This is a genomic window from Streptomyces sp. NPDC028928 (assembly GCF_055564915.1).
In genome coordinates, this window is the sequence record NZ_JBVHVI010000010.1 from 236899 (window position 1) to 252230 (window position 15332).

General features: G+C 70.9%; 14 protein-coding genes and 1 pseudogene. 10 read left to right on the plus strand and 5 right to left on the minus strand.

Annotated elements, in window-relative coordinates; genetic code table 11:
* Nucleotides 1–472 precede the first annotated feature (472 nt).
* The 7 genes from ccrA (at nucleotide 473) to pssA (ending at nucleotide 8218) form a co-directional block, all read left to right on the plus strand.
* Nucleotides 473–1810, plus strand: coding sequence for a crotonyl-CoA carboxylase/reductase (ccrA, locus tag ACZ4U1_RS24725; protein ID WP_467906223.1), 1338 nt, complete (start codon nucleotides 473–475; stop codon nucleotides 1808–1810).
* A gap of 17 nt (nucleotides 1811–1827) precedes the next feature.
* Nucleotides 1828–3855, plus strand: a complete 2028-nt coding sequence (locus ACZ4U1_RS24730) for a protein meaA (RefSeq protein ID WP_467906013.1) — start codon at nucleotides 1828–1830, stop codon at nucleotides 3853–3855.
* Nucleotides 3852–4814, plus strand: a complete 963-nt coding sequence (locus tag ACZ4U1_RS24735) for an HpcH/HpaI aldolase/citrate lyase family protein (protein ID WP_467906014.1) — start codon at nucleotides 3852–3854, stop codon at nucleotides 4812–4814. Before ACZ4U1_RS24730 ends, ACZ4U1_RS24735 begins: the two co-directional genes overlap by 4 nt.
* A 13-nt stretch (nucleotides 4815–4827) precedes the next feature.
* Entirely contained in the window at nucleotides 4828–5340 is a 513-nt protein-coding gene (locus tag ACZ4U1_RS24740) for a MaoC family dehydratase (protein WP_019757884.1), read from the plus strand.
* 3 nt (nucleotides 5341–5343) lie between these two features.
* Nucleotides 5344–6549 (plus strand): acyl-CoA dehydrogenase family protein, encoded by a 1206-nt coding sequence (locus ACZ4U1_RS24745; RefSeq protein ID WP_467906016.1) that lies wholly within the window; start codon nucleotides 5344–5346, stop codon nucleotides 6547–6549.
* A gap of 171 nt (nucleotides 6550–6720) precedes the next feature.
* Entirely contained in the window at nucleotides 6721–7377 is a 657-nt protein-coding gene (locus ACZ4U1_RS24750; protein WP_383026303.1) for a phosphatidylserine decarboxylase, read from the plus strand.
* Nucleotides 7378–7399: 22 nt separating this feature from the next.
* Nucleotides 7400–8218 (plus strand): CDP-diacylglycerol--serine O-phosphatidyltransferase, encoded by an 819-nt coding sequence (pssA, locus tag ACZ4U1_RS24755; RefSeq protein WP_360331107.1) that lies wholly within the window; start codon nucleotides 7400–7402, stop codon nucleotides 8216–8218.
* Between the two features lie 92 nt (nucleotides 8219–8310).
* Here pssA and ACZ4U1_RS24760 read toward each other — a convergent pair whose 3' ends face one another.
* Nucleotides 8311–9447 (minus strand): glycerate kinase, encoded by a 1137-nt coding sequence (locus tag ACZ4U1_RS24760; protein WP_467906018.1) that lies wholly within the window; start codon nucleotides 9445–9447, stop codon nucleotides 8311–8313.
* Nucleotides 9448–9612: 165 nt separating this feature from the next.
* On the opposite strand from ACZ4U1_RS24760, the gene ACZ4U1_RS24765 reads away from it, so the two are divergent.
* Together ACZ4U1_RS24765 and ACZ4U1_RS24770 are read left to right on the plus strand one after the other, a co-directional pair.
* A complete protein-coding gene (locus ACZ4U1_RS24765; RefSeq protein ID WP_467906019.1) occupies nucleotides 9613–10686 on the plus strand; it encodes an ADP-ribosylglycohydrolase family protein in 1074 nt (357 codons plus the stop codon).
* Nucleotides 10687–10714: 28 nt separating this feature from the next.
* Nucleotides 10715–11209, plus strand: coding sequence for an NUDIX domain-containing protein (locus ACZ4U1_RS24770; RefSeq protein WP_467906021.1), 495 nt, complete (start codon nucleotides 10715–10717; stop codon nucleotides 11207–11209).
* 7 nt (nucleotides 11210–11216) lie between these two features.
* Here ACZ4U1_RS24770 and ACZ4U1_RS24775 read toward each other — a convergent pair.
* A pseudogene (locus ACZ4U1_RS24775) lies at nucleotides 11217–11366 on the minus strand (DUF2191 domain-containing protein); the annotation flags it as partial.
* A gap of 134 nt (nucleotides 11367–11500) precedes the next feature.
* Here ACZ4U1_RS24775 and ACZ4U1_RS24780 point away from each other — a divergent pair.
* Nucleotides 11501–12238, plus strand: coding sequence for an SIR2 family NAD-dependent protein deacylase (locus ACZ4U1_RS24780; RefSeq protein WP_467906022.1), 738 nt, complete (start codon nucleotides 11501–11503; stop codon nucleotides 12236–12238).
* A gap of 55 nt (nucleotides 12239–12293) precedes the next feature.
* On the opposite strand, the gene ACZ4U1_RS24785 is transcribed toward ACZ4U1_RS24780, so the two are convergent.
* The 3 genes from ACZ4U1_RS24785 to ACZ4U1_RS24795 form a co-directional block, all read right to left on the minus strand.
* A complete protein-coding gene (locus ACZ4U1_RS24785) occupies nucleotides 12294–12776 on the minus strand; it encodes a methylated-DNA--[protein]-cysteine S-methyltransferase (protein ID WP_467906024.1) in 483 nt (160 codons plus the stop codon).
* Nucleotides 12777–12798: 22 nt separating this feature from the next.
* On the minus strand, nucleotides 12799–14277 hold the full coding sequence (locus tag ACZ4U1_RS24790; protein WP_467906025.1) for an AlkA N-terminal domain-containing protein: 1479 nt from the start codon (nucleotides 14275–14277) through the stop codon (nucleotides 12799–12801).
* Between the two features lie 77 nt (nucleotides 14278–14354).
* On the minus strand, nucleotides 14355–15209 hold the full coding sequence (locus ACZ4U1_RS24795) for a methylenetetrahydrofolate reductase (RefSeq protein ID WP_467906026.1): 855 nt from the start codon (nucleotides 15207–15209) through the stop codon (nucleotides 14355–14357).
* Nucleotides 15210–15332 lie beyond the last annotated feature (123 nt).

Genomic DNA, 15332 nt, shown 5'->3' on the forward strand with positions numbered 1-15332 from the left:
CACAGTATGTGGGGGGGGGGGATGAGCAAGGGAGGGAGGAGACGAAGGGGCGGGGCGGAAAGGGACAAAAGGGAAAAGAAGGGCGGTGCGCCCCCCCGTCCCCCCCCCACTGCCCGTTTCTGTTTGCCGATCGTTGATCGATCATCGCTCATTTGTTACGTAAAGATTTCATCTGAGAGCAAGTTCTGGCACTCAGTGCCTTGCCACCTGACACGCGGTGTCATACGTTGAGGGTGTCCGGGCGGCCGGCGAGCAGAGACCTTTCGTTCGCCGGCTGTCCCCGCAAGCCCACGGCCTGCGCGCCCGGACGCCTGCGTCACAGGCAACCTCCCGCGCCACAAAGCGCTGCCGAAGCACCACCGAGCCGAACCGACGGCACACCCTCGAAAAACCCTCAGCAGCACTCAGCAGCACCGACGATCCCCCAGCGCCCCCCCTCAGGGCGCTCACCGCCGGAGGCAACACCGTGACCGTGAAGGACATCCTGGACGCGATCCAGTCGAAGGACGCCACGTCCGCAGACTTCGCCGCCCTGCCGCTCCCCGAGGCGTACCGCGCCATCACCGTGCACAAGGACGAGACGGAGATGTTCGCGGGCCTGGAGACCCGCGACAAGGACCCGCGCAAGTCGATCCACCTCGACGAGGTGCCCGTGCCGGAACTCGGCCCGGGCGAGGCCCTGGTGGCTGTCATGGCCTCCTCGGTGAACTACAACTCGGTGTGGACCTCGATCTTCGAGCCGGTGTCGACGTTCGCCTTCCTGGAGCGCTACGGCAGGCTGTCGCCGCTGACCAAGCGCCACGACCTGCCGTACCACATCATCGGCTCCGACCTCGCGGGCGTCGTCCTGCGCACCGGCCCCGGCGTCAACGCCTGGCGGCCCGGTGACGAGGTCGTCGCGCACTGCCTGAGCGTCGAGCTGGAGTCGCCCGACGGCCACGACGACACCATGCTCGACCCCGAGCAGCGCATCTGGGGCTTCGAGACCAACTTCGGCGGCCTCGCGGAGATCGCGCTGGTCAAGACGAACCAGCTGATGCCGAAGCCGAAGCACCTCACCTGGGAGGAGGCCGCGGCCCCGGGCCTGGTGAACTCCACCGCCTACCGCCAGCTGGTCTCCCGCAACGGCGCCGCCATGAAGCAGGGCGACAACGTCCTGATCTGGGGCGCGAGCGGCGGACTCGGCTCGTACGCCACGCAGTTCGCGCTCGCGGGCGGCGCCAACCCGATCTGTGTCGTGTCCTCGCCCCAGAAGGCGGAGATCTGCCGCTCGATGGGCGCCGAGGCGATCATCGACCGCAACGCCGAGGGCTACAAGTTCTGGAAGGACGAGCACACCCAGGACCCCAAGGAGTGGAAGCGCTTCGGCAAGCGCATCCGCGAACTCACCGGCGGCGAGGACATCGACATCGTCTTCGAGCACCCCGGCCGCGAGACCTTCGGCGCCTCCGTCTACGTCACCCGCAAGGGCGGCACCATCACCACCTGCGCCTCGACCTCGGGCTACATGCACGAGTACGACAACCGGTACCTGTGGATGTCCCTGAAGCGGATCATCGGCTCGCACTTCGCCAACTACCGCGAGGCGTACGAGGCCAACCGCCTGATCGCCAAGGGCAAGATCCACCCGACGCTGTCGAAGACGTACTCCCTGGAGGAGACCGGCCAGGCGGCGTACGACGTCCACCGCAACCTGCACCAGGGCAAGGTCGGCGTCCTGTGCCTCGCGCCCGAGGAAGGCCTCGGCGTGCGCGACGAGGAGATGCGCGCCAAGCACATCGACGCCATCAACCGCTTCCGCAACGTCTGAGACACCCGAGGTCATAGATGACTGAGCGTCAGAAGGACCGGCCGTGGCTGATGCGCACGTACGCCGGTCACTCCACGGCCGAGGCGTCCAACGAGCTGTACCGGCGCAATCTCGCCAAGGGCCAGACAGGTCTGTCGGTGGCGTTCGACCTGCCGACGCAGACCGGCTACGACCCCGACCACATCCTCGCCCGCGGCGAGGTCGGCCGGGTGGGCGTGCCCGTCGCGCACCTCGGTGACATGCGCCGGCTGTTCCAGGACATCCCCCTGGAGCAGATGAACACCTCGATGACGATCAACGCCACGGCCATGTGGCTGCTGGCGCTCTACCAGGTCGTCGCGGAGGAGCAGGGCGCGGACATCACCAAGCTCCAGGGCACGACCCAGAACGACATCGTCAAGGAGTACCTGTCCCGCGGGACGCACGTCTTCCCGCCGGGCCCGTCGCTCCGCCTGACGACGGACATGATCGCGTACACGGTCTCCCACATCCCGAAGTGGAACCCGATCAACATCTGCAGCTACCACCTGCAGGAGGCCGGGGCCACGCCGGTGCAGGAGATCGCGTACGCGATGTCCACCGCGATCGCCGTCCTCGACGCCGTCCGCGACAGCGGTCAGGTGCCGCAGGAGCGCATGGGTGACGTGGTCGCCCGCATCTCCTTCTTCGTGAACGCGGGCGTCCGCTTCATCGAGGAGATGTGCAAGATGCGGGCGTTCGGCCGCATCTGGGACAAGGTCACGCGCGAGCGGTACGGCATCGAGAACCCCAAGCAGCGCCGCTTCCGCTACGGCGTCCAGGTCAACTCCCTCGGCCTGACGGAGGCGCAGCCGGAGAACAACGTCCAGCGGATCGTGCTGGAGATGCTGGCCGTGACCCTGTCGAAGGACGCACGCGCGCGTGCCGTGCAGCTGCCCGCCTGGAACGAGGCGCTGGGCCTGCCCCGGCCCTGGGACCAGCAGTGGAGCCTGCGCATCCAGCAGGTGCTCGCCTACGAGAGCGACCTGCTGGAGTACGAGGACATCTTCGAGGGCTCGAAGGTCGTCGAGGCGAAGGTGGAGCAGCTGGTCACCGACGTCCTCGCGGAGATGGACCGCATCGAGGAGATGGGCGGCGCGATGGCCGCCGTGGAGTCCGGCTACCTGAAGTCGCAGCTGGTCGCCTCGCACGCCGAGCGCCGGGCCCGGATCGAGTCCGGGCAGGAGAAGATCGTCGGCGTCAACATCTTCGAGGGCACCGAGCCGAACCCGCTCACGGCCGACCTGGACACCGCGATCCAGACGGTGGACCCGGCGGTCGAGAACCGGGTGATCGAGTCGCTCCAGGCCTGGCGGGACACCCGCTACCAGCCGCCGTTCAACCACCCGCGCCCCTGCAAGGCGCTGGAGCGGCTGAAGGAGGCCGCCAAGGGCACCGACAACCTCATGGAGGCCACGCTGGAGTGCGCCCGCGCCGGGGTCACCACCGGCGAGTGGGCGGGCGCGCTGCGCGAGGTGTTCGGCGAGTACCGGGCGCCCACCGGGGTCTCCTCCGCGCCGGTGGCCGTGGCCGCCGAGGCCGGCTCGGCGCTCGCCGAGGTCCGCGCCAAGGTGGACGCCACCGCCCGCGAGCTGGGTGTCGGCAAGCTGCGGTTCCTGGTCGGCAAGCCGGGCCTGGACGGGCACTCCAACGGCGCCGAGCAGATAGCGGTGCGGGCGCGGGACGCCGGCTTCGAGGTGGTCTACCAGGGCATCCGGCTCACCCCGGAGCAGATCGTGGACGCGGCCCTGGCCGAGGACGTCCACGCCGTGGGCCTGTCGATCCTCTCCGGCTCGCACGCCCAGCTGGTCCCGGACGTGCTCCAGCGGCTCCGTGTGGCCGGTGCCACAGATATACCGGTGATCGCTGGTGGCATCATCCCAGGCGGTGACGCCGAGCAGCTGAAGGAAGCCGGAGTGGCCGCCGTCTTCACCCCGAAGGACTTCGACATCACCGGGATCATCGGACGCATCGTCGACGAGATCCGGAAAGCGAACAAGCTCGACCCCCTGGAGGTCCCCGCATGACGACCGTCAACCGCCTTCGCCCCCGGCGCTCCTGCCTGGCCGTACCGGGCAGCAACCCGCGCTTCCTGGAGAAGGCACAGGGCCTCCCCGCGGACCAGGTCTTCCTCGACCTGGAGGACGCGTGCGCGCCGCTCGCCAAGCCGGAGGCGCGGCACACCATCGTCAAGTTCCTCAACGAGGGCGACTGGACGGGCAAGACCCGGGTGGTGCGCGTCAACGACTGGACGACCGAGTGGACGTACCGGGACGTCGTCACGGTGGTCGAGGGCGCCGGCCAGAACCTCGACTGCATCATGCTGCCGAAGGTGCAGAACGCCGAGCAGGTCGTCGCGCTGGACCTGCTGCTGACGCAGATCGAGAAGACCATGGGCTTCGAGGTCGGCAAGATCGGCATCGAGGCGCAGATCGAGAACGCGCAGGGCCTGAACAACGTCAACGCCATCGCGCAGGCCTCCCCGCGCCTGGAGACGATCATCTTCGGCCCGGCCGACTTCATGGCCTCCATCAACATGAAGTCCCTTGTCGTGGGCGAGCAGCCGCCCGGCTACCCGGCGGACGCCTACCACTACATCCTGATGAAGATCCTGATGGCCGCCCGCGCCAACAACCTCCAGGCGATCGACGGCCCCTACCTGCAGATCCGCAACGTCGAGGGCTACCGCGCGGTCGCGCAGCGCGCCGCGGCGCTCGGCTTCGACGGCAAGTGGGTGCTGCACCCGGGCCAGGTCGAGGCGTCCAACGAGATCTTCTCGCCCTCCCAGGAGGACTACGACCACGCCGAGCTGATCCTGGACGCGTACGACTACTACACGTCCGAGGCGGGCGGCAAGAAGGGCTCCGCGATGCTCGGCGACGAGATGATCGACGAGGCCAGCCGCAAGATGGCCCTGGTCATCGCGGGCAAGGGCCGCGCCGCCGGCATGCAGCGCACCAGCACGTTCGAGATCCCCGGCAACTAAGGAGCCCTGAGCGATGCAGTTCGGACGCACCTACGAGGAGTTCGAGGTCGGGGCGACGTACAAGCACTGGCCGGGCAAGACGGTCACGGAGTACGACGACCACCTGTTCTGTCTCCTCACCATGAACCACCACCCGCTCCACATGGACACGAACTATGCGGAGAAGACGACGGACTTCGGCAAGAACGTCGTCGTCGGGAACTACATCTACTCGCTGCTGCTCGGCATGAGCGTCCCGGACATCTCCGGCAAGGCGATCGCCAACCTGGAGATCGAGTCGCTCAAGCACGTCGCGCCGACCTTCCACGGCGACACGATCTACGGCGAGACGACCGTCCTCGACAAGTGGCCGTCGAAGTCGAAGAACGACCGCGGGATCGTCTACGTCGAGACCAAGGGCTACAAGCAGGACGGCACCCTGGTGTGCGTCTTCCGCCGCAAGGTGATGGTGCCCACCGAGACGTACATCAAGGAGCGCGGCGGCGAGCAGCCGGGCCGCCCCGAGCTGAAGCAGCAGGAGAAGTAAGCCATGGCCCGTCTCGCCCAGACCGCCGGTCTGACCGACGTCCAGCAGGAGATCCTCTCCACCGTCCGGGACTTCGTCGACAAGGAGATCATTCCGGTCGCGACCGAGCTGGAGCACCGCGACGAGTACCCGCAGCAGATCGTGGACGGCCTGAAGGAGCTGGGCCTGTTCGGTCTGATGATTCCCGAGGAGTACGGGGGCCTGGGCGAGTCGCTCCTCACCTACGCGCTGTGCGTGGAGGAGATCGCCCGTGGCTGGATGTCGGTGTCCGGCATCATCAACACGCACTTCATCGTCGCGTACATGCTCAAGCAGCACGGCACGCAGGAGCAGAAGGACCACTTCCTGCCCAGGATGGCGGCCGGTGACATCCGGGGCGCCTTCTCGATGTCGGAGCCGGCTCTGGGCTCCGATGTGTCGGCGATCACGTCGAAGGCGGTCAAGGACGGCGACGAGTACGTCCTGAACGGCCAGAAGATGTGGCTGACGAACGGCGGCACGTCCTCGCTCGTGGCCGTGCTGGTCCGGAGTGACGAAGGACACCCCGAGGGCACCGCGCCGCACAAGTCGATGACGACCTTCCTGATCGAGAAGGAGCCGGGCTTCGGCGAGGTCCGCCCGGGCCTCACCATCCCCGGCAAGATCGAGAAGATGGGCTACAAGGGCGTCGACACCACCGAGTTGATCATGGACGGCCTGCGCGTTCCGGCCGACCGGGTGCTCGGCGGGGTCACCGGCCGAGGTTTTTACCAAATGATGGACGGCGTGGAGGTCGGCCGGGTCAATGTGGCGGCCCGCGGCTGCGGTGTCGCCCAGCGCGCCTTCGAGCTGGGCGTGCAGTACGCCCAGCAGCGGCACACCTTCGGCAAGCCGATCGCCCAGCACCAGGCCATCCAGTTCAAGCTGGCGGAGATGGCCACCAAGGTCGAGGCCGCGCATGCGATGATGGTGAACGCCGCACGTAAAAAGGACTCCGGGGAGCGAAACGACCTGGAGGCCGGCATGGCGAAGTACCTCGCCTCCGAGTACTGCAAGGAGGTCGTGGAGGACGCCTTCCGGATCCACGGCGGCTACGGCTTCTCCAAGGAGTACGAGATCGAGCGACTCTACCGCGAGGCTCCGATGCTGCTCATCGGTGAAGGTACCGCCGAGATCCAGAAAATGATCATCGGGCGCAGGTTGCTCGAAGAGTATCGATTCCAGGGCTGATTGTCCGGATACGGGGTGTTTTCTTCGAGAAGAAGATCACACCCCGTAGACACTCTTCGGCCGCCGACTCGGCTTCCTGGCTTGCCGAGTTGTGGCCCGCGCCCGGTACGATCCCGGGAAAGCCGCCGTCCCCCGATCAGAGCGCGGCATCATCCGCTACGAAGGTCATCCATGCCCCACAGCCAAACCTCTGCACACCGCGACAGCCTGGTAGGCGCACGCCTCGCGCGCGGAGCATCGCCGTGGCTTCTCCCGACCGTCGCCACCGCAGCCCTCAGCCTGGCCCGCGCTCGCCGCTCGGGCGTCGCCAAGGCCGTCGCCGTGCCCGCCACCGCGCTCGCGGCGGGCATGCTGTGGTTCTTCCGCGACCCCGAGCGCGAGATCGCCCCGGGCCGGGTCATCTCCCCCGCCGACGGTGTGGTGCAGAGCATCATGCCGTGGAAGGACGGGCGGACCCGCGTCGCGATCTTCATGAGCCCGCTCAACGTCCACGTCAACCGCGCGCCCCTCGCGGGCACCGTGACGTCGGTCGAGCACATCCCCGGCGGCTTTGTTCCGGCTTTCAACAAGGAGAGCGAGAACAACGAGCGCGTAGTCTGGCATTTCGACACCGAACTCGGCGACATCGAGATGATCCAGATCGCCGGCGCGGTGGCCCGCCGCATCGTGCCGTACATCCCCGAGGGCACGAAGGTCGAGCAGGGCGACCGCATCGGTCTGATCCGCTTCGGCTCGCGTGTCGACCTCTACCTGCCCGAGGGCGTGGAGGTCGCGGTCGAGGTCGGACAGAAGACCGTGGCTGGGGTGACTCGCATTGACCGTGATTGATCCGGAGACCCAGGCGGGCTGGGTGCCCGAGGCCGACGAGGTGGACGAAGAGGAGGAGATGCCCCTCTCGCTCCGCCTCTCGATAGCGGACACGCTCACCCTGGGCAACGCCACGTGCGGCTTCATGGCGGTGTACTTCACCACCACCGGCATCCTGATCCCGGACCTCACCGGCAGCCCGGCGACCGGCATGACCCGCCACAGCGCGGCCACGGCGGTCATCCTGATGCTGTGCGCGGCGGTCTTCGACCTGTTCGACGGCCTGGTGGCCCGGAAGCTGCGCTCCTCCCCCATGGGCGCGGAGCTGGACAACCTGTCCGACCTGATCAGCTTCGGGCTCGCCCCCGCGTACTTCGTGCTCGTCTACGGCATGGTCGCCGACGACGCGCACCAGCGGGTGGCGGCGGTGGGCGCGATCGTGGTGCTGCTGGCCGTGGTCCTCAGACTGGCCCGGTTCAGCTGTGTGACCATGAAGGACGGCATGTTCCAGGGCATGCCCTCGCCGTTCGGCGCGCTGACCGTCGTCTCGATCGTGCTGCTGGAGCTGCCGTTCGTGGCGACGCTGCTGGCCATCCTGGGGACGGCGTGGCTGATGGTGAGCCGGGTGGAGTACCCGAAGCCGCGGGGTCGCCTGGCCGGCGCGATGCTCTCCTGGATCGTGCTGTCGATGGGTCTGCTGGCGGCGTGGGCCTTCGACGCGCCCAGCGGTCAGCTGCTCCTCCAGACGGGCTGTGCGCTCCAGCTGGTGATGGGCGCGGTGATCCCCCTGTTCGCCACGGCTCGCCGGGTGAACAACTTCCGCGACAACCGCCGCGAGGCTCGGGCCGCGCAGCTGCCGTAGCCCGGCATACGACGAGGGGCCCCCTACCCGGGACGGGTAGGGGGCCCTCTGCTTGTGTGACCGCCCCGGGGGGCGGCGCCCTCGGGAGGGGCTCAGCTCAGGTGGTCCTCGGCGATCCGGGCGGCGACCCGTTCCAGGATCGGTCCGGCGTCCGCGATGCACCTGGCCACGTCCGGCTCGACGGATGTCAGGGGGTAGGCCTGGGCGATGCCGGCCCGGAGCAGTGCCTCCGTGGGGAGGGCGAGCCGGCCGCAGACCGCCACGACCTGCTTGCCCGCGGCACGCGCCGCCGCGGCCACTCCCGCCGGTGCCTTCCCGTGCAGGGTCTGCTCGTCCAGGGAGCCCTCACCGGTGATCACCAGCGAGGCCCGCTCCAGGGCGGGGGCGAAGCCCAGGACGTCCAGCATGACCTCGATGCCGGGACGGAAGCGGGCGCCCAGGAGCAGGGCGCCGTAGCCGATGCCGCCGGCCGCGCCCGCGCCCGGGGACGCCGCGTACTCCGCCGCCCGCGGGCCCGCCTCCGCCTCCAGGACCTTCGCGAAGTGGCCCAGCGCCGCGTCCAGGGTCTCCACGTCGTCCGGCGAGGCGCCCTTCTGCGGGCCGTACACCGCCGGCGCGCCCTTCGGGCCGGTCAGCGGGTTGTCGACATCGCTGGCGAGCACCAGTTCCACCGAGGACAGCCGCGGGTCGAGGCCGGACAGGTCCGCCCGGGCCAGGTCGGCGAGGCCGCCGCCGCCCGGGGACACCGGCTCCCCCTCCTCGGTCAGGAACCGCGCGCCCAGCGCGGACAGCATGCCCGCGCCGCCGTCCGTGGTGGCGCTGCCTCCGACGCCGAACACGATCGTCCGCGCGCCCGCGTCCAGCGCGGCCCGCAGCAGCTCCCCGGAGCCGTACGTGGAGGCGGTCAGCGGGGCGAAGACCCCCGCCGGCAGGCGCTGCAGGCCGCTCGCCTCCGCCATCTCCACCACCGCGGTGCCGTCGCGCAGCGCGAACGCGGCCGTGACCTCCTCGCCGAGCGGCCCGGCGACCCGTACCTCCCGGCGCTCGAAGCCCGCCGCGACCGCCGCGTCCACGGTCCCGTCGCCGCCGTCGGCCACGGGCAGCGCCTCGACCGCGAGGTCCGGTACGACCCGGCGCAGCCCGGCCGTCACCCGCTCGGCGACCTGCACGGCCGTCAGCGAGCCCTTGAACTTGTCCGCGGCGATGAGCACCCGACGGGTCTCGTTCACTGCAGCGTCCGCCACCTTGTCTTCCCCTTGCTCTCCGGGCCCCGCGCACGTCGGGGCCAGTCGCGCCGCTGTGACCATAACCGCAGGACACCCCTGCCGTCATGCCCCGCCCGAACCCTGGGAAGCCGCTGAGAGCCGGCTGGGCAAAGTGGGTACACCCCTGCCATGGGCACGCAGCGCACCGGACCGGACCTCGCCGACCGCATCCACGGCGGCTGGCTCGGCCGGATCGCGGGCAACATGCTCGGCAAGCCGGTCGAACAGGGCGAGGTGTGGACCCGTGAGCGCATCGACCGCTATCTGCGCCGGGCCGCGGCCCTGCCGCTGACCGACTACCTGCCCGAGCCGGCCGACGCGGACGAGGCCGCCGTCCTGCGCCCCGAGTGGCGCCAGTGCGTGCGCGGGCGGATCCACGGCAGCTGCCGGGACGACGACGTGGACTACGCGATCCTCGGCCTGCACCTGCTGGAGACCCACGGCTTCGGCTTCAGCACCGAGCAGGTCGGCGACCTGTGGCTGCTCAGGCTGCCGTACCTGCAGACGTTCACGGCGGAACGGGCGACGTACCGCAACCTCGCCAACGGGCTGAAGCCGCCGCTGACGGCGACGTACGACAACCCGTACCAGGAGTGGATCGGCGCGCTGATCCGCGCCGACGTCTACGGCTGGACCTGCCCCGGCGATCCGGTCCGGGCCGCCGGTCTGGCCCGCCGGGACGCGGTGCTGTCGCACACCGGCAACGGCGTCTACGGCGCCATGTGGGCCGCCGCGCTGATCTCGGCGGCGTTCACCGCCCCGACCGTCCGGGAGGCCCTCGACACCGCGCTCACGGTCGTACCGGCGAGCAGCCGGCTGGCCCGGACCGTGCGGCGGGTCACCTCCCTGCACGAGACGCGGCTGCCGTGGGAGGAGACCCTGGCCACGGTGTCCGCGGAGACCGCCGGGCTCGGCTGGATCCACACCGTCCCGAACGCCGCCGTCCTCGCCGCCGGGCTGCTGTACGGCGACGGTGACTTCACCCGGACCATCGCCCTGACCGTGCGCGGTGGCCTGGACACCGACTCCAACGGGGCGACGGCCGGCTCGGTGGTCGGCGTCCTCACCGGAGCGGAGGCCATCCCGGCGCGGTGGCGGGATCCGCTTCAGGACACGGTGCGCAGCGCGGTGTTCGGGTTCGACGGCGTACGGATCAGTGCGCTGGCCGAACGCACCCTGCGCCTGGCGACGAGCGGGCCGTAGCGGCCGGCCGGCTGGTTACCCTTCCCCAATGACCACGACGCAAGACTTCGCCGCGTACATCGCGAGCCTGCCCCGTGTCCTCGCCGGCGCCGCCGCGCTCTTCCGGGACGAGGAGGGACGGGTGCTGCTCGTCGAGCCCAACTACCGGGAGGGATGGGCGCTTCCCGGCGGGACCATCGAGTCCGACGACGGGGAGACCCCGCGCCAGGGCGCCCGCCGGGAGACGCTCGAGGAGATCGGCCTCGACCGGGAACTCGGCCGGCTGCTGGCCGTGGACTGGGTGCACGGCGCGGGCCGGCCGCCGCTGGTGGCGTACCTGTACGACGGCGGTGTCCTGACCGAGACCGACCTGAAGGCGATCCGCCTCCAGGAGGAGGAACTGCTGTCCTGGCGCCTGGTCGCCCGTGAGGACCTCACCGCGCACCTGCCCGGCGCGCTGGGCCACCGGGTGCTGGCCGCCCTGGACGTCCTCGCGGCCGGCTCGGGCACGGCGGAGCTGGAGAACGGCCGGCGCGTGGCGTGACCGGTCGGCCCTCGGGGTCGCGCGGCCTGGCGTCCACCTCGCGCAGCGCCTCGTCCCGGACGGCGGCCCGTGCCTCCGTGCGGTGCCCGCGCTCGATGTAGTCCCGGACGACCAGTTCCACGGCGTCCTGCGGGTTGCCGCCCCCCGCGAGCACCATGACTTCCACGACGAGCTGGGCGTCGAACGACACAGTCACCTTGGCCGTGCCGGGAAGCCAGCACGGGCGCACCGCTCCCGGACCCGCGTTTATCCGCTCGCGGCGGCCCCGGTGCCCGCCCTACGCTCGGTGCCATGTCCAAGCCTCTCGTCGCACTGCTCAGCGGAGCCGGTATCTCCACCGACTCCGGGATCCCCGACTACCGCGGGCCCAACGGGCTGTGGCGGCGTGATCCGGAGGCCGAGAAGCTGGTGACGTACGAGTACTACATGGCGGACCCGGAGATCCGGCGGCGCTCCTGGCAGATGCGCCGCAAGAACCGCACGCTCAAGGCCGAGCCGAACGCGGCGCACCGGGCCGTCGCCGAGCTGGAGCGGGCCGGCGTCCCGGTCCGGGTCATCACCCAGAACGTGGACGGGCTGCACCAGCTCGCCGGGCTGTCCGCCCGCAAGGTGCTCGAACTGCACGGCACCGCCCGCAGTGTCGTCTGCACGCGGTGCCACGCGCGCGGCCCCATGGAGGACGCCCTCGCCCGGGTCGAGGCCGGCGAGGAGGACCCGCCGTGCCTGGAGTGCGGCGGCATCCTGAAGTCGGCGACGGTGATGTTCGGCGAGCGGCTGGACCCGGTGGTCCTCGGCGAGGCCGTGGCCATCACCAAGGCCTGCCAGGTGTTCATCGCCGTCGGCAGCAGCCTCCAGGTGCAGCCCGCCGCCGGCCTCGCCGGGGTGGCCGCGGACCACGGCGCCCGGCTGATCATCGTCAACGCGGAACCCACGCCGTACGACGACCGGGCCGACGAGATCATCCGCGAACCGATCGGCACCGCCCTGCCCGCGCTGCTGCGCCGTCTGGCCGCGGAGTCGGACGGGTAGCGGCGCCGGCGGGGCCGGGGACCAGGGCACGGGGGGAACAGGGGAAGGGGAACGGTCAGAACAGGGCCGTTCCCCGTTCGAAGTCCAGCAGGCGGCGTTTGCGGTCCAGGCCGCCGCCGTAGCCGGTGAGGTCGCCGCCCGCGCCGATGACGCGGTGGCAGGGGACGATGATGCCGAGCGGGTTCCTGCCGTTGGCGAGGCCGACCGCGCGGGACGCCTTGGGGTTGCCGAGCGCGTCGGCGAGTTGGCCGTAGGAGCGGGTCTCGCCGTAGGGGATCCGGGTCAGCTGCTCCCAGACGCTGCGCTGGAACGGGGTTCCGTGCAGGCGGAATTCCAGGGTGAACTCCTTCAGCTCGCCCGCGAAGTAGGCCGCGAGCTGCTCTGCGGCCTCCGCGAAGGGCGTGTCGTCGGGTGCGCCGAAGGTCTCCTCCGGCGGGCGGTGGCGCTGGTCGGTCATGTAGAGGCCGCACAGGACGCCGTCGTCGGCGACGAGCGTGAGCGGGCCGTAGGGGCTGTCGATGACAGTGTGCTGCTTCATCGCGAGAGTCCTTGCGAGGTCCTTATACGGGCAGGAAGTTGATCGGGTGGCTGTCGGTCGCCCACAGGTACTGGACCGCGTAGGCCCGCCAGGGCCGCCAGGCCTCGGCGCGGGCGGTGAGCGCGGCCGGGGTGGCGGGCAGGCCCAGCTCGCCTGCGGCGCGCCGGATTCCGAGGTCGGTGGCGAGGAAGGCGTCGGGGTCGCCGAGGGCGCGCATGGCGATGACGTCGACCGTCCAGGGCCCGAAGCCGGGCAGCTCCAGGAGCCGGGCGCGGGCTTCCGCCCAGTCGGACTCCACCCCCAAGTGGAGCGTTCCGTCGGCGAGTCGACGGACGAGTGTGGTGAAGGTGGTGCGCCGGGTGCGGGGCATGGCCAGGGTTTCGGGGTCCACCGCGGCCAGTGCCTCGGGGGACGGGAAGAGGTGGGTGAGTCCGCCCTCGGGGTCGTCCAGCGGCTTGCCGTGGGCGGTGACCAGGCGGGCCGCGTGGGTGCGGGCGGCGGCCGTGGACACCTGCTGGCCGAGGACGGCGCGGACGGCGAACTCGTCCTCGTCGACCGTGCGCGGCACCCGGCGGCCCGGCTCCTTGTCGACCAGGGGCGCGAGGAACGGGTCCGTGCGCAGGTGGTCGTCGACCGCCACCGGGTCGGCGTCCAGGTCGAGCAGGCGCCGGCAGCGGTTGATGGCCACGGTCAGATCGCGCAGGTCGCTGAGGGCGAGGCGGCAGGCGATGTGGTCGGGTGTGGGTGAGAGGGCGACGATGCCGTGTCCGTACGGCAGGCGGAGCGTGCGCCGGTAGGCGCCGTCCCGCCACTCCTCGACGCCGGGTACGGCGGTGGCGGCGAGGTGGCCGAAGAGGTTGGACGGGGTGAGCGGGGCACGGAACGGCAGCCGCAGGGTGAGCACGCCGGGGGTTCCGGCACCGCTCCTGGGCGCGCGGGCGCGCAGCTCGCCCGGGGGCAGGGCGAAGACCTCGCGGACGGTGTCGTTGAAGGTGCGGATGGAGGAGAAGCCGGCCGCGAACGCGATCTCCGCCATAGGCAGCGCGGTGGTCTCGATGAGCAGCCGCGCGGTCTGGGCGCGCTGGGCGCGGGCGAGCGCGAGGGGGCCGGCGCCCAGCTCGGCGAGGAGCTGCCGCTCCACCTGCCGGGTGCTGTAGCCGAGCCGGGCGGCGAGTCCGGGCACGCCCTCGCGGTCCACGACCCCGTCGGCGATCAGCCGCATGGCCCGGGCCACCAGGTCGGCGCGCCGGTTCCACTCCGGGGAGCCCGGACTGGTGTCGGGGCGGCAGCGCTTGCAGGCCCGGAACCCGGCCTGCTGGCAGGCGGCGGCGCTCGGGTAGAACGTCATGTTCTCCGGCTTGGGCGGCACGACCGGGCAGCTCGGCCGGCAGTAGATCCGGGTGGTCAGTACGGCCGTGAAGAACCATCCGTCGAACCGCGCGTCCTTGGACTGCACGGCGCGCACGCAGTGCTCCCGGTCGAGGTGCGTCCCTGTCTGCATGGGTCCAGCATCGGCCACCGCGCACCCCGGGCGCTGGCGGAAATCCGACACGTACGTGGGTCTGGCCAGGGAGCCGGTCAGGCCCGGCCGGCGGCGGGCACCTCCTGGCGGAACCGGGTGATCCACTCGGCGGTGGCCCGCAGTCCGCCGAAGGTGTAGAAGTGCACCTTCACCGTGCCGTGCCGGTCGGGGTCGTACCGCTCGGCGAGCGTGCGCAGGAACCGGTCCGGGCCGGTCGTCCCCATGAGGTTGGTCAGCGAGAACCCGTACTTGCGGGCCACGGAGGCGCTGGTGCCGACGCCGAACCGGGTGGCGTAGCCGAGCAGCCGGCGCACGCCGGCCGGTCCGGGGACGCCGATGCGGACGGGCAGGTGCACGCCCCGCGCGCGGAGGGCCTCCAGCCAGGTGAGGACCGGGTCGACGTCGAAGCCGAACTGGGTGATGACGTCCCCGGTGAACCGCTCCGCCCCGATGGCCGCCGCCTTGTCGGTGAGCGCGGCCCACAGCGTCGGGTCGGCTATCCCGGGGTGGCCCTCGGGGTAGCCGGTGATGCCGACGTGCCGGACGCCGTGGCGGCGGAGCAGGCCGGTGCGCAGGACGGCGAGGGCGTCCTCGTAGGGGCCCTCGGGCCGGGCCGGGTCGCCGCCGACGAGGAACACGTTCTCGGCGGTGCCGTCGGCCGCCAGCCCGGCGAGGAACTCCTCCAGGGCGGGCCGGGAGGGCAGACGGCGCGCGGAGATGTGCGGTACGGGGACGAAACCGAGCCGCTTGACCGCGCGGGCGGCCCGCAGCCGGGTACCGGTGTCCTCGCCGGCCAGGAAGGTGACGTTGATCCGGGTGCCCGGCGGGATGCTGTCGCGGGCCTCCTCGAGGCCGGGCACGTCCTTGCCGGTCATCTCCAGGGAGAAGTCGTCCAGCAGAGCGGGGTTCATCGTGTTTCTCGTGCTCCTCGTACGACGGTCCCGGACCCGGCCGATGATGTCACGCGGACTTATGGACCTGTCATCCGGGCCTTGTTTGGCCCTGGCCGCCGGGCCAAGGGCTGGGCAGGGTGG